This window comes from Nocardiopsis potens DSM 45234, assembly GCF_000341105.1.
GTDB classification, from domain to species: domain Bacteria; phylum Actinomycetota; class Actinomycetes; order Streptosporangiales; family Streptosporangiaceae; genus Nocardiopsis_A; species Nocardiopsis_A potens.
The window spans coordinates 20,540-33,465 of record NZ_ANBB01000062.1 but is presented as its reverse complement, the minus strand read 5'-3'; the positions used below and the strand labels follow the sequence as shown (position 1 = coordinate 33,465).

The window sequence follows — 12,926 nt, the reverse complement described above, 5'->3', positions numbered from 1 at the left end:
TCTCCGGTTGCGTCGTTCTCCGGCTGCACCGCCGGTCGGGGGAGGGGAATCGGGGGAGGGGAGGGGGCGGTCAGCGCACCGGCGCCCCGGGGCCGAGCGGGACGCCCAGCGCCCACCAGCCCAGGAGCAGCAGCGTCCAGCCGATCAGCATGCACACCGACAGCGGCAGCGTCATCGACAGCAGCGTGCCGATCCCGGCGTCGCGCCGGTACCGCTGCAGGAAGCCGAGCGCCATCGCGAAGTAGGGGCTCATCGGGCTGATCACGTTGGTGGTCGAGTCGGCCACCCGGTAGACGGCCATGGTGGTCTCCGGGGGGATCGACAGCAGCATGAACATCGGCACGAAGATCGGCGCGACCAGGGTGAGCATCGCCGAACCGCTGGTGATCATCAGGTTCAGCAGGCAGCAGATCACCAGCATGCCCAGGATCAGCACCGGGACGGGCACGCCGGCGTCGCCCAGCACCGAGGCGCCCCTGATCGCGATCACCTCGCCCAGCCCGGTCCAGGCGAAGTAGGCGAGGAACTGGGAGGCGGCGAAGAACAGCACCATGACCGGCGCCAGGTCGCGCACGCCCTGCGCCATCGCCTCCGGGATCTCCCGGGCCTCGGTCAGGGTGCCGGCGGCGCGCCCGAACACCGCGCCCAGCACCATGAACATGATGCCGATGAGGAAGGCGAGCCCGGTGATGACGGGGGAGTCCATCACCCCGCCCTCCGGGCCGCGCAGCGGCGAGCCGGCCGGCGCGAGGGCCGCGGCGAACGCCGCGACCACGACGGCCAGCACGATGCCGCAGTGGAGCAGGCCGCGCCGCTCCCCGGCGGAGAGCCGCATGGCGTCCAGGCCGCCCTCCTCCTCGTCCTCCCCGGCCGCGCCGCCGGAGCCGCCGGCCTCCATGGCCGCGGCGCGCCGGGACAGCAGCAGCTCGGCGACCGCGGTGACGACCAGCGCCAGCAGGATCGCGCTCACCGCGGAGAAGTACCAGTTGGCGACCGGGGTGACGGTGTACTGCGGGTCGATGACCTGGGCGGCGCTGGTGACCAGGCCGGCGAAGAGCGCGTCGACCGGGGTGATCAGCAGCGAGGCGTCGTAGCCGGCCGAGATGGACCCGAACGCCACCACCAGGCCGAGGATCGGGCTGCGCCCCGCGGCCTTGAACACCATGGCGCCCAGCGGGATGAGCACGACGTAGGCCGCGTCGGAGGCGATGCTCCCGCTGATCCCGGCGAGCGCGAGGGCGAAGGTGAGCAGCTGCGGGGGGACGCGGGTGACGCTGCCCCGGAGCAGGGCGTTGAGCAGCCCGGCCCGCTCGGCGACCGCGACGCCCAGCATCACCACCACGATCAGCGCGAGCGGCGGGAACGAGGCGAAGTTGTCGACCGCGTCGCCGATCATCATCTGCGCGCCCTCGGCGCTGAGCAGGCTGCGCACCTCGACCGTCTCGCCGTCGGCGGGCGATACCGCGGAGGCGCCCAGTGCGTTCAGCGCGGCGCTGAGCAGCACGGTCAGCACGGCCATGATCGTGAACAGCCAGAACGGGTGCGGCAGCCTGTTGCCGACGCGCTCGATGAACTGCAGGGCGCGCATCAGTGCGGCCATCGGCCGCCGCTGCGGGCGGACACCGGCTGAGGCCATCGGCGGACTCCTCGGTCGGGAGGACGGGAAGGGGGACGGGGCGGCCCGGCGGACGGGGGAGGACGGGGGCCGGGCGCTTCCGCTCAGAGTCCTGCCAGGTGGAGGTTCTTGTCAAGAATCAACGCGAAAATGCATGATCGAGTCAGATTCGCCGAGCTCGATAGTGGCTATGATCCGACTGTGCGAGAAGAGCAACTGGACGAGCGCGATCTGGACCTGGTCGCGGCCCTGCAGTACGCGCCGCGGGCTCCCAGCAGCGCGCTCGCCGAGGTGCTCGGCTCCTCGCCCAGCACCGTCGGCAGGCGGCTGAACCGGCTCCAGGCCGACGGCCTGCTCCGCGTCATCGGGCAGCTCGACTGGACGCTGATGTCCGGGGCCACCACCCCCAGCCACATCTGGCTGCACACCGTCCCCGGGGCCGCCCCGGACGTGGCGCGCCGCCTCGCCGCCCGGCCGGAGACCCAGCTCGTCGCGGTGGCCACCGGCCGCGCCGACGTGTACTGCGTGGTCCACCCCGCGGGCCGCGCCGACGTCGCCGAGCTGCTGACCCGCACCGTCCCCTCGGTGGAGGGCGTCCGCTCCACCCAGTCCGACCTGGTGCTCCGGCCGGTCACCCGGGCGGACGCCTGGCGGCTGGACCGGCTGCCGGCCGAGCGGCTCGCCCCGCTGGAGCCCTACCGGCTGCACGTGCCCGAGGGCGGGGCCGGGGACGTCGAGGAGGGCGCCGCCCCGCTGTCCGCGGAGGAGACCGCGGCGGCCCGGCTGCTCTACGCCGACGCCCGGGCGGGCTCCGGGGACGTCGCCCGCGAGCTCGGCACCAGCCAGTCCACCGCCTACCGGCTGGTGCAGACGCTGCTGGAGCGCGGGGTCGTCCGGCCCCGGGTGGAAGTGGAGCCGGTGGTCCTCGGCATGCACCTGGAAGCGGTCCTCTCGCTCACCCTCGCCCCCGGGGCCATCGCCGGGACCGCGGAGCGGCTGGCCGCGCACCCCTCGGCGCGCTACGTGTCGGTGGTGGCGGGCGCCGCCTCGGTCATCCACCACGGGGTCTTCCGCGACGAGAACGACCTGGGGCGATTCCTCACCGAGGACCTCGCCCGCATGCCCGGCGCGGCCGACGTGCGATCCTCGGTGCTGCTGGACGTCCTGCGCCGGTACTGGATCGACCGCCGCGACGGACGGCTGGGAGAGGCCCGCCCGCCCTTCCCGGAGACCCGGCCGTCGGTGTAGAAGGGACCCCGATGGCCGCCGCCGCTTCCGCCTCCCGGCAGCGGTCGGGAGCCCCCAGGTGAGGAGTCTGCGATGAGCGAACGGCCGCTGTGGATCGGCACCTACACCCCCGGGTCCGAGCCGGAGGGCGGAGGCGCGGGCGTGTACACCGCGCGGCTGGACACCCGGACCGGGGAGCTCACCGGGGGAGGGGCCGCGATCGGCGCGGTCGGCCCGTCCTTCCTGGCGCTCCACCCCGACGGGAACCGGCTGCTCGCGGTCGCCGAGCGGGCCGACGGCGGGATCGCCTGCTTCGCCCTCGGCGCGGGCGGCCCGGCCGGGCCGCTGTGGCAGGCCGGGACCGGCGGCGGCTCGCCCTGCCACGTGCTGGTGCACCCGGCGGGCCGGCACGCAGTCGCCGCCAACTACGCCGACGGCTCGGTCAGCGTGCACGCGCTGGACGGCCCCGCCCCGGGGGAGGCGGTCGCCCGGATCGCCCACACCGGGTCCGGCCCGGTCGCCGACCGCCAGGCCGGCCCGCACGCGCACAGCACCGCGCTCGCCCCCGGCGGCCGCCACCTGCTCATCGCCGACCTCGGCACCGACGAGCTGCGCTGCCACCCCTTCGACCCGGACCGCGCCGACCCGGTGGGCCCGGCCGGAACCGCCGCCCGGCTGCCGGCGGGCACCGGCCCCCGGCACATGGCCGTGCACCCCTCCGGCCACATCTACGTCGCGGGCGAGCTGGACGCCCGGGTGCACGTGCTGCGCTGGGACCCGCGGACCGCCCGGGCCCGGCCGGTGGCCTCCGTTCCGGCCTCCGGCGCGGCAGGCACCGCCTACCCGGGCGAGATCGCGCTCTCCCCGGTGGGCGACCGGCTCTACGTCTCGCTCCGCGGCCCGGACGCCGTCGCCGCCTTCGCGGTGCGGGACGGCGGCGCGTCCCTGCACCACCTCGCCGACGCCCCGACCGGCGGCGCCTGGCCCCGCCACTTCGCCCTGGCCGACGGCCACCTGATCGCGGCCAACCAGAACTCCGGCACGCTCACCTCCCTCCCCCTGGACCCGGTGACCGGAGTCCCCGGGGCACCCGTCTCCGAACTGGAGGTCCCCGACCCCGCCTGCGTACTCCCCGCCGCCGACTGAGGCCGCCGCCGCGCCCTCCTCCCCTTCTCCGCGAGAGGGACGCCCCGCAGGCGATGCCCCGCGGACGGGGCGGCCCGGGGCGCGGCGGAGGGGCCGCCGCGCGGACGCCCGTTCGGCCGTCCCGGTGGTCTCGGCGGCCGCCGGCCGGGCGGGCTCCTCCCAGCAGCGGTTCCGGCCTCCGGCGGGAGGCGGCCGGGGCGTGTCGCCGGAGGCCGCGGCGGACAAAGAACGGGGCCGAAAAGCTGTGCCACCCCACAGCCGACCGGGGAACGGGGCATAGCGGACAATGGGTGGGCATCTCCTCTCTGACCTGCACGACCACGACGACAGGAAGAGCCATGCCCGACACCTCTCCCGCCCCCGCCCGCCACCGCGGCCTGACCGCTCGGGACCTCGCCCTGGTCGCGGTGTTCGCCGCGCTGCTGGCCGTGCTCAGCATGCCGCTGGCCATCCCCGTCGGCCCGGTCCCGATCACGCTGCAGACGCTCGGCGTCATGCTCGCCCCCGCGATCCTCGGCGCCAAGCGCGGAACCCTGTCGGTGCTCACCTTCCTCGCGCTGGTCCTGGCCGGCCTGCCGCTGCTGCCCGGCGGGCGCGGCGGCGTCGAGCCGTTCGTCGGCCCCACCGGCGGCTACATGCTCGGCTGGGTCGCCGGCGCGCTGGTCATCGGCCTGCTCTCCACCCTGTTCATGGCCAAGTACCGGTTCTGGGGCGGGTTCTGCTTCAACGTCATCGGCGGCATCGGCGTGGTCTACCTGTTCGGGGTGCCCTGGACCGCGGTCTACACCGGCGACGCCCTGGTCGCCACCATGCTCGGGGTCGGCGTCTTCCTCCCCGGCGACCTGGTGAAGGCGGCGCTGGCCGCCGCGATCGCCGCGGCCGTGCACCGCGCCTACCCGGTGCCGCCGGCCGGCCGCCGGGTCGAGGCGGCGCCCGCCGCGGGCGAGGACGCCGGGCGCACCGGGCGGAACGAGGAGAACGGCGCCGGGACCCGGAACGGGACCGACTGACGCGGCCCCGGACCGCACCCGGCACCGCCGCCCGGGCGGCGCAGGACCGGCCGCCCGGACGGCCCCGACCCCAGGAGTCCCCGACCCCATGCTCCAGCTGCGCAACGTCACGCACGCCTACGACGGGCGCACCGTCCTCCGCGACGTCACGCTCGACCTCGCCGAGCACCGCATCGGCCTGATCGGCGCGAACGGCTCCGGCAAGTCCACCCTCGCGCGCACCCTCAACGGCCTGGTCGTGCCCGACTCGGGCAGCGTGCTCCTCGACGGCCTGGACACCCGCCGGCACGCCAAGGAGATCCGGCGCCGCGTCGGCTTCGTCTTCTCCGACGCCGCCACGCAGATCCTGATGCCCACCGTGGCCGAGGACGTCGCCCTCGGAATCCGCGGCGCCCGGGGCGGCGACGCCGAGCGGCGGGTCGAGGAGATCCTCCGCCGGCACGGCCTCGCCGACCACCGCGACCACCCCGCGCACCTGCTGTCCGGCGGGCAGAAGCAGATGCTCGCCCTGGCCTCGGTCCTGGTCACCGAGCCGGAGATCCTGGTCTGCGACGAGCCCACCACCCTGCTCGACCTGCACAACACCAAGGTCGTCGAGCGCACCCTGCGCGCCCTGCCGCAGCAGGTCGTGCTCCTCACCCACCAGCTGGACACGCTCGCCGGCTTCGACCGGGTGCTGGTGATGGACGGCGGCCGGATCGTCTTCGACGGCGCGCCGGAGCCCGCCGCCGCGCACTACATCGCCCTGATGGAGCGGCGCGCCGCAGAGGCCGGGGAGCCGGCGGCCGGCGGGGAGGCCGGGCGGTGAACGTCCTGGGCCTGTACGCGCCCGGCGGATCGGTGCTGCACCGGGCGCCGGCCGGCCTGAAACTGCTCGCCCTGCTCGTGCTGGTCACCGCGGTGGTCGCGGTCCGCGACCCCTGGGCCGGACTGGCCGCGTCCCTGGCCGCCCTGGCCCTGTACCCGCTCACCGGGCTGGGGCTGCGCCGCGCCCTGGGCCTGCTCCGCCCGCTGATCCCCTTCCTCGCCCTGATCGGGCTGTTCCAGCTGCTGGCCGGGGACGGCCGGGCGGCGCTCCGGGTCTGCCTGCTGATGACCTCCGCGGTCCTGCTGGCCGGCCTGGTCACCTTCACCACCCGGGTCGCCGAGATGCTCGCGCTGTTCGAGCGGCTGGCCCGGCCGCTGGGCCGGCTGGGCGCCGACCCCCGCCGGATCGCCCTGGTGCTCGCGCTGACCGTGCGGTCCGTGCCGCTGGTCGCCGACTCCTGGCGCGCCTCCAAGGAGGCCTACATCGCCCGCGGCCTGCGCGGGCGCCCGCACCTGCTGGTGGTCCCGGTCATCGTCGGGATGATCCGCTCCGCCGAGGCGATGGGCGAGGCGATGACCGCACGCGGCATCGACTAGTCGCCCCAGGGCGATGATCTTGACGTTGCGGGGGTATCAGAGCGCTCTGATACCCCCGCAACGTCAAGATCATCGGGGGAGCGGGCGGGCGGCGGTTCGCGGCGCCCGTTCCGGCCGCCCCGCCTCGCGGGCCCGGCCCCCGCCGCCAATAGGGTGGGGGCGCATCTTCAGGAGGGGCGCCCGGGCGCGGGCGCCGGGCCGCGGAACGACGGGAGCACTCCATGCCCGACATCGATCTTCGCTCGGACACCATGACGCGGCCCACCCCGGGGATGCGGCGCGCCATGGCCGAGGCCGAGGTCGGCGACGACGTCTTCGGCGAGGACCCCACCGTCCGCGCGCTGGAGGAGCGCACGGCCGGGCTGCTGGGCGCGGAGGCCGCGCTCTACACCCCGTCGGCGCACATGGCCAACCAGATCGCGGTGTACCTCTCGGCGCGCAGCGGCGACGAGGTCTGGACGCACGAGCTGTCCCACGTGGTCGCCAACGAGCAGGGCGGGACCTCGGTGCTGGCCCGGGTGCTGCCGCGCACCTTCGGCGGGCCGGAGAGCGTCCCGCCGCAGGACGTGCTGGACGCCTGGATCGCCGGCACCGACGACGTGCACCGGGCCCGCCCCGCGCTGATCACCCTGGAGAACACGTTCACCGGCCGGGTCATGCCGCTGGAGGGGCAGCGCCGCACCGTCCGGTTCGCCCGCGAGCACGGGCTCCGGGTGCACCTGGACGGCTCCCGGCTGTGGAACGCCGCCGCCGCCCTGGGCGTCCCGCTCGCCGCGGCGGCCGAGGGCGCCGACACGGTGACCGTCTGCTTCTCCAAGGGGCTCGGCGCGCCGGTCGGCGCGGCCCTGGCCGCCGACGCGGAGACGATCCGCCGGGCCCGCCGGGCGCGCAAGCTCCTCGGCGGCGGCATGCGCCAGGCCGGCATCGTCGCGGCCGGCGCCCTGTACGCGCTCGACCACCACCTGGACCGGCTGGCCGAGGACCACGCCCGCGCCGCCCGGCTCGCCGCCGGCATCGGCGCCCTGCCCGGGCTGAGCGCGGAGGCGCACACCAACATGGCGCTGCTCACCACCCCCGAGGGGCAGGCCGGCCGGTACGCCGAGGCGTTCGCCGCGGCCGGCGTGGGCAGCGTCCCGATCGGCCCGGACACCGTCCGCCTGGTGGTCCACCTGGACGTCCCCGAATCCGCGATCGACGACGCGGTCGGCCGCATCGCCAAGGCCTCCGCAGCCCTGCACGGCTGAGGCCCGCCCCCCGGGCGGTGGCCGCGACGCCGCGGAGGACCTTTCCCCGCCGGAGGCCTAGGGGACGCGGGCGACGGCGCAGTAGGCGTCCACGTCGCGGTCGGCTCCGACCTCGACCGGGCCGGGCCGCCAGCGGTTCAGCGGGACCAGGCCGGGCTCCAGGAGCTCCAGGCCGGTGAAGAACCCGGCCATCCGCTCGGGGGAGCGCAGCACCAGCGGGGCGTTGCCGGTGGCGTTCCAGGCGGCGGCGACCTCGGCGGAGCGCTCGGGGTGGACCACCGCGGTGCCGTCGTAGAACACCACGTGGCTCCCGGAGGGCAGCGCGCCGGTGAGGTGCTCGACGACCGCCTGCGCCTCGGCGTCGTCGGTGATGAACTCGACGATGCCCATCAGCAGCAGCACCACCGGCCGGGACATGTCCAGGGTCTCCGCGGCCTTCTCCAGGATCGCCGCGGGGTCGCGCAGGTCCGCGTCGATGTAGGCGGTGGCGCCCTCGGCGGTGCCGGTGAGCAGCGCGTTGGCGTGCACCAGCACCAGCGGGTCGTTGTCGACGTAGACGATCCGCGACTCGGGGGCCGCGGCCTGGGCGATCTCGTGGGTGTTGTTCGCGGTGGGCAGCCCGGTGCCGATGTCCAGGAACTGCCGGGCCCCCGCCTCCCGGGCCAGGTGGGTGACGGCGCGGATCAGGAACGCCCGCGAGGCGCGGGCCAGGTCGGCGACCTCGGGCAGGATCCGCAGGATCTCGTCGCCGACCTGCCGGTCGACCGGGTAGTTGTCCCGGCCGCCGAGCCAGTAGTTCCAGATCCGGGCGACATGGGAGACGGAGGTGTCGATCCCGGCCGGGGCGGGGGCGCCGGGGCGCGCCGGTTCGTCGGTCATGGGTTCTCCTGCGTCGGACGTCCGGGTCCGTGCCAGCCTATTGCCCCGCCCCGGGCCGACGGCGCGGCCGCGGCCGGTCCGGTACCGGCCGCGGCCGGAGCGGTCAGGCCGGGGCCAGGTCCACCAGGGCGGCCAGGGCCAGGCGGTGCCGGTCGGCGGTGCCCAGGGCGATGGCGTCGCTCTTGGCCCGCTTCAGGTAGAGGTGGGCCGGGTGCTCCCAGGTGAAGCCGATGCCGCCGTGCAGCTGGACGGCCTCCTCGGCGGCCTTCACCGCGACACCGGACACGAAGGCCTGGGCCAGGGAGGCGTTCAGCTCGGCCTCGGCGCCCCCGGTGCCGGCGGTGGAGGCGGCGGCCCGGACCACGGCGCGCGCCTGGGAGACGGAGACCCACAGGTCGGCCAGGCGGTGCTTGAGCGCCTGGAAGGAGCCCACCGGCCGGCCGAACTGGGTGCGGGTCTTGAGGTAGTCGACGGTGGTGGACAGCGCCCACTCGGCGACGCCGAGCTGCTCGGCGGCGAGCAGGGCGGCGCCGGTGGACAGCGCGGTGCGCAGCGCGCGCTCCGCGTCGGCACCGGAGGCGAGCAGGGTCCCCGGCGCGCCGTCCAGCGCGAGGTCGGCCAGCGGCCGGGTGAGGTCCAGGCTGACCACGGCCGTCCGCGCGGCGTCGGCGGCCTCCACCCGGTACAGGGCGGGGCCGTCCGGGCCGGCGGCCGGCACCAGCAGCACGTCGGCGGCGAGCGCGTCGACCACCCCGGGGACCGCGCCGGTGAGCAGGCCGCCCTCGGCCCGCACCGCCGACGGGTACCCGGCGCCGGGCGGGGTGCCCAGCGGGACCGCCAGCGCCGCGATGGACGTCCCGTCGGCGATCCCGGAGAGCACCTCCCCGCCCGCTCCGCCGGCCTCCAGCAGCGCCGCGGCGGACAGCACCGCCCCGCCCAGGAACGGCACCGGGGCGGCGGCCCGGCCCAGCTCCTCGGCGACGACCGAGGCCTCCCGCCAGGACGCCCCGGCGCCGCCGAGCTCCTCGGGGACCGGCAGGCCGGTCGCGCCCAGCCCGGCGAGCTCCTTGGCCAGCTCCAGGTCGGCCACCTCGTCGGTCTCCACCCGGGCGAGCACCGACTCCGCCGGGCACCGGTCCGCGAGCAGCGCCCGCACGCTGGCCCGCAGCTCCTCTTCGATCTCGGTGTAGAGCAGGTCCGCTTCGCTCACTTCGGCAGGTCCTTCCACGCGACGTCCTTGTCCACCCGGATCTCGCCCGGCAGCCCGAGGATGCGCTCGGCGATGATGTTGCGCAGGATCTCCGTGGTCCCGCCCTCGATGGAGTTGCCCTTGCTGCGCAGGTAGTGGAAGCCCGCGCCGCGCTTGGTGAAGTTCACCCCTTCGGGGCGGCGGAAGGTCCAGTCGTCGTAGGTCAGCCCCTCCTGGCCCAGGAGCTCCACCTCCAGACCGGAGATCTCCTGGTTGAGCCGGGAGAAGGCGTACTTGGCGGCGGACCCCTCCGGGCCGGGCTGGCCGATCGCCAGCTGCTGGCGGAGCCGCTCCTTGGTGAGCCGGGCCGCCTCGGCCTCCACCCAGAGCCGCAGCAGCGCGTCGTGCGAACCGGGGGTGCGCAGCTCGGGCCGGTCCCGCCAGATGTCGGCGACCACGCCGATCAGCCCGCCCTCGCGCGGGTCGGCGTGCCCGCCGATCGCCACCCGCTCGTTCATCAGCGTGGTCTGCGCGACCTTCCACCCCTCGCCGGCGGCGCCCAGCCGGTGCGCGTCGGGGATGCGCACGTCGGTCAGGTAGACCTCGTTGAACTCGGCCTCGCCGGTGATCTGGCGGAGCGGGCGCACCTCGACGCCCTCGGCGTGCATGTCGCAGATGAAGTAGGTCATGCCCTTGTGCTTGGGCACGTCCGGGTCGGTCCGGGTGACCAGGATGCCCCAGCGCGCCTCGTGCGCCAGCGAGGTCCACACCTTCTGCCCGTTGACCACCCAGGAGTCGCCGTCGGGCACCGCGCGGGTTCCCAGGGCGGCCAGGTCGGAGCCGGCGCCCGGCTCGCTGAACAGCTGGCACCAGACCTCCTCCCCGGTGTAGAGCGGTTTGAGGAACCGCTCGCGCTGCTCGGGGGTGCCGAAGGCGAGGATGGTCGGCGCGGCCATGCCCAGCCCGATGACGAGGCCCTCGCGCCCCGTCGGGGCGGCGCCGAGCCGCTCGAACTCCTCGTCCACCACCGGCTGCAGGGAGCGCGGGGCGCCCAGCCCGCCCGCCCCCTCCGGGAAGTGCACCCAGGCCAGGCCGGCGTCGAAGCGCGCGGCCAGGAACTCCTGCTGCGGCGTGGCGGCCGGGTCGTGCTCGGCGACGAAGCCGGCGACCCGCCGCCGCAGTTCGGCGGCGTCCAGCGCCGCCCCGTCGGTGACCGTTGTCATGGAACCTCCGTGAGACCGCGGATTCGGGGTGGGCGGGGGACGGGCTAGTCCAGCGGGCCGCCGGCCACGTAGATGACCTGGCCGGAGACGAAGCCGGCGTCCTCGCCGGTGAGGAAGGCGATGGTGTTGGCGATGTCCTCGGGGCGGCCGGTGCGGCGCACCGGGATGGAGTCGGCGGCGGCCTTCTTGAACGCCTCGAACTCCATGCCGACCCGCTCGGCGGTGGACTTGGTCATCTCGGTCTCGATGAAGCCGGGCGCCACCGCGTTGGCGGTCACCCCGAACTTGCCCAGCTCGATGGCGAGGGTCTTGGTGAAGCCCTGCAGGCCGGCCTTGGCCGCGGAGTAGTTGGCCTGCCCGCGGTTGCCCTGCGCGGAGCTGCTGGACAGGTTGACGATGCGGCCGAAGCCCTCCTTGGTCATGTGCCCCTGGGCCGCCCGGCTCATCAGGAAGGAGCCGCGCAGGTGCACGTTCATCACCGTGTCCCAGTCCTCCTCGGTCATCTTGAACAGGAGGTTGTCCCGGATCACGCCGGCGTTGTTGACCAGGATCACCGGCGGGCCGAGCCGCTCGGCGACGGCGGCGACGGCCGCGGCGACCTGGTCGGCGTCGGAGACGTCGGCGCCGATGCCGACGGCCTCGCCGCCCTCGGCGGTGATGGCGTCCGCGGTCTTCTGCGCGTCGGCCTCGGCGAGGTCGACGACGCCGACCGCGCGGCCCTCGGCGGCGAGCCGGCGGGCGGTGGCGGCGCCGATGCCGCGGGCGCCGCCGGTCACGATCGCGACGCGGCGCGGGGTCTCAGCCATGGGTTACCTCCTGCTGTGGGTGCTCCTGAGCGACGTGCGGCGGACGAGTGGTCCAGGACACATCGGGGCGATCCTAACCGCCGTGACCGACCAGGTGGTATGTCGGGGGCGGGAAAACCGGGAACCCCGTCCCGGGCGGGGGAGGGCGGCGCCGGCCGGGCGGGGCGGAGGCCGCCGGGTTCGGTGCATCGCCCCCTCGGGCGCTACGGTGGAGGCGGCGGTCCCGACGGCCGGAGGTGCGCCGAGCCCGCGGGCCGGCCCTCCCGGGGGCCGCCCCGCATCCGCGCTCGCGAAAGGCCAAGGCGTTGTTCGACGCCCACCTGCACATCATCGACCCCCGCTTCCCCCTGGACGGCGGCCAGGACTTCCGGCCCGAGCCGTTCACGGTCGAGGACTACCGGGCCCGCACCGCAGGGCTGGGCGTCACCGGAGGGGCCGTGGTCGCCGCCTCCTTCCAGGGCCACGGGCAGGCGCACCTGCTCGCCGCCCTGCGCGACCTGGGCCCGTCGTTCGTGGGGGTGGCCCAGCTCCCCGCGGACACCTCCGACTCCGCCCTGCGCGACCTGCACGCGGCGGGGGTGCGGGCGCTCCGGTTCAACCTGTTCCGGGGCATGGCCGAGGACATCGACGCCCAGGTCCAGCTCGGCCTGCGCGCCGCCGACCTGCTCGGCTGGCCGGCCGAGTTCTACCTCGACTCCCGGCGGCTGCCCGAGCTGGCGCCGGTGATCGCCCCGCTGCCCCGGATCTCGGTCGACCACCTCGGCCTGTCCGCGGAGGGGCTGCCCGCCCTGCTCGACCTGGTCGGCTCCGGGGCACGGGTCAAGGCGACCGGCTTCGGCCGCGGCGACGTCGACCCGGCCCGCGCGCTGCGCGCCATCGCGGAGGTCAACCCCGGGGCGCTCATGTTCGGCACCGACCTGCCCTCGACCCGGGCGCCGCGCCCCTTCGACCCCTCCGACATCGAGCTGCTGACCGATGCCCTCGGCCCCGAGCGGGCCGAGCGGGCGCTCTCCCGGAACGCGCTCGACTTCTACGGGGTGCCCGCCCCGCGCTCCTGACCGCCCGGCGCGGTGGCTCAGCGTGACGCCGGGCCGCCGCGGCCGCCCGGCGGCCCCCGCTCCGGCGTCGGCCGCCCGCCGGATCCGGGACCCTCCGCACTGTTTCGATCACCGTGCGCAGCGAT

12 protein-coding genes are annotated in these 12,926 nt (G+C 75.7%); 7 read left to right on the top strand and 5 right to left on the bottom strand.

Translation table 11 applies throughout. The annotated features are described in order from the left end of the window. Positions 1-70 precede the first annotated feature (70 nt). Complete coding sequence (locus D459_RS0124590; protein WP_017595661.1) at positions 71-1,636, bottom strand: AbgT family transporter; 1,566 nt, start codon at positions 1,634-1,636, stop codon at positions 71-73. A gap of 195 nt (positions 1,637-1,831) precedes the next feature. On the opposite strand from D459_RS0124590, the gene D459_RS0124585 reads away from it, so the two are divergent. The 6 genes from D459_RS0124585 to D459_RS0124560 all read left to right on the top strand — a co-directional run bounded on the left by D459_RS0124585 (position 1,832) and on the right by D459_RS0124560 (position 7,646). Then, positions 1,832-2,863: an Lrp/AsnC family transcriptional regulator gene (locus tag D459_RS0124585; protein ID WP_026120731.1), complete on the top strand. Its 1,032-nt coding sequence runs from the start codon at positions 1,832-1,834 to the stop codon at positions 2,861-2,863. A 72-nt stretch (positions 2,864-2,935) separates the two neighbouring features. Continuing rightward, on the top strand, positions 2,936-3,988 hold the full coding sequence (locus D459_RS0124580) for a lactonase family protein (protein WP_017595659.1): 1,053 nt from the start codon (positions 2,936-2,938) through the stop codon (positions 3,986-3,988). Positions 3,989-4,326: 338 nt separating this feature from the next. Then, positions 4,327-4,998 carry a biotin transporter BioY gene (locus D459_RS32675; protein ID WP_017595658.1) on the top strand — a complete coding sequence of 224 codons (672 nt, stop codon included), beginning with the start codon at positions 4,327-4,329 and terminating at the stop codon, positions 4,996-4,998. Between the two features lie 88 nt (positions 4,999-5,086). Then, positions 5,087-5,806, top strand: a complete 720-nt coding sequence (locus D459_RS0124570) for an energy-coupling factor ABC transporter ATP-binding protein (protein ID WP_017595657.1) — start codon at positions 5,087-5,089, stop codon at positions 5,804-5,806. Beyond that, positions 5,803-6,402 (top strand): CbiQ family ECF transporter T component, encoded by a 600-nt coding sequence (locus D459_RS0124565; protein WP_017595656.1) that lies wholly within the window; start codon positions 5,803-5,805, stop codon positions 6,400-6,402. Before D459_RS0124570 ends, D459_RS0124565 begins: the two co-directional genes overlap by 4 nt. A 221-nt stretch (positions 6,403-6,623) precedes the next feature. After that, positions 6,624-7,646, top strand: coding sequence for a threonine aldolase family protein (locus D459_RS0124560; protein ID WP_017595655.1), 1,023 nt, complete (start codon positions 6,624-6,626; stop codon positions 7,644-7,646). 57 nt (positions 7,647-7,703) lie between these two features. Here the strand turns inward: D459_RS0124560 and D459_RS0124555 are convergent, their stop codons facing one another. The 4 genes from D459_RS0124555 to fabG form a co-directional block, all read right to left on the bottom strand. Beyond that, entirely contained in the window at positions 7,704-8,525 is an 822-nt protein-coding gene (locus tag D459_RS0124555) for an SAM-dependent methyltransferase (protein WP_017595654.1), read from the bottom strand. Positions 8,526-8,628: 103 nt separating this feature from the next. After that, entirely contained in the window at positions 8,629-9,735 is a 1,107-nt protein-coding gene (locus D459_RS0124550) for an acyl-CoA dehydrogenase family protein (RefSeq protein ID WP_017595653.1), read from the bottom strand. Next, positions 9,732-10,937: an acyl-CoA dehydrogenase family protein gene (locus tag D459_RS0124545; RefSeq protein WP_017595652.1), complete on the bottom strand. Its 1,206-nt coding sequence runs from the start codon at positions 10,935-10,937 to the stop codon at positions 9,732-9,734. Before D459_RS0124545 ends, D459_RS0124550 begins: the two co-directional genes overlap by 4 nt. A gap of 44 nt (positions 10,938-10,981) precedes the next feature. Continuing rightward, complete coding sequence (gene fabG, locus D459_RS0124540) at positions 10,982-11,743, bottom strand: 3-oxoacyl-ACP reductase FabG (protein ID WP_017595651.1); 762 nt, start codon at positions 11,741-11,743, stop codon at positions 10,982-10,984. Positions 11,744-12,048: 305 nt separating this feature from the next. On the opposite strand from fabG, the gene D459_RS0124535 reads away from it, so the two are divergent. Continuing rightward, entirely contained in the window at positions 12,049-12,801 is a 753-nt protein-coding gene (locus D459_RS0124535; RefSeq protein ID WP_017595650.1) for an amidohydrolase family protein, read from the top strand. The last annotated feature ends 125 nt before the right edge of the window (positions 12,802-12,926 follow it).

Bases quoted from the DNA above. Each gene is read 5' to 3' on its own strand.
- D459_RS0124570 (WP_017595657.1), top strand. From the start codon at position 5,087: ATGCTCCAGCTGCGCAACGTCACGCACGCCTACGACGGGCGCACCGTC.
- D459_RS0124590 (WP_017595661.1), bottom strand. From the start codon at position 1,636: ATGGCCTCAGCCGGTGTCCGCCCGCAGCGGCGGCCGATGGCCGCACTG.
- D459_RS32675 (WP_017595658.1), top strand. From the start codon at position 4,327: ATGCCCGACACCTCTCCCGCCCCCGCCCGCCACCGCGGCCTGACCGCT.
- D459_RS0124545 (WP_017595652.1), bottom strand. From the start codon at position 10,937: ATGACAACGGTCACCGACGGGGCGGCGCTGGACGCCGCCGAACTGCGG.
- fabG (WP_017595651.1), bottom strand. From the start codon at position 11,743: ATGGCTGAGACCCCGCGCCGCGTCGCGATCGTGACCGGCGGCGCCCGC.
- D459_RS0124580 (WP_017595659.1), top strand. From the start codon at position 2,936: ATGAGCGAACGGCCGCTGTGGATCGGCACCTACACCCCCGGGTCCGAG.
- D459_RS0124560 (WP_017595655.1), top strand. From the start codon at position 6,624: ATGCCCGACATCGATCTTCGCTCGGACACCATGACGCGGCCCACCCCG.
- D459_RS0124555 (WP_017595654.1), bottom strand. From the start codon at position 8,525: ATGACCGACGAACCGGCGCGCCCCGGCGCCCCCGCCCCGGCCGGGATC.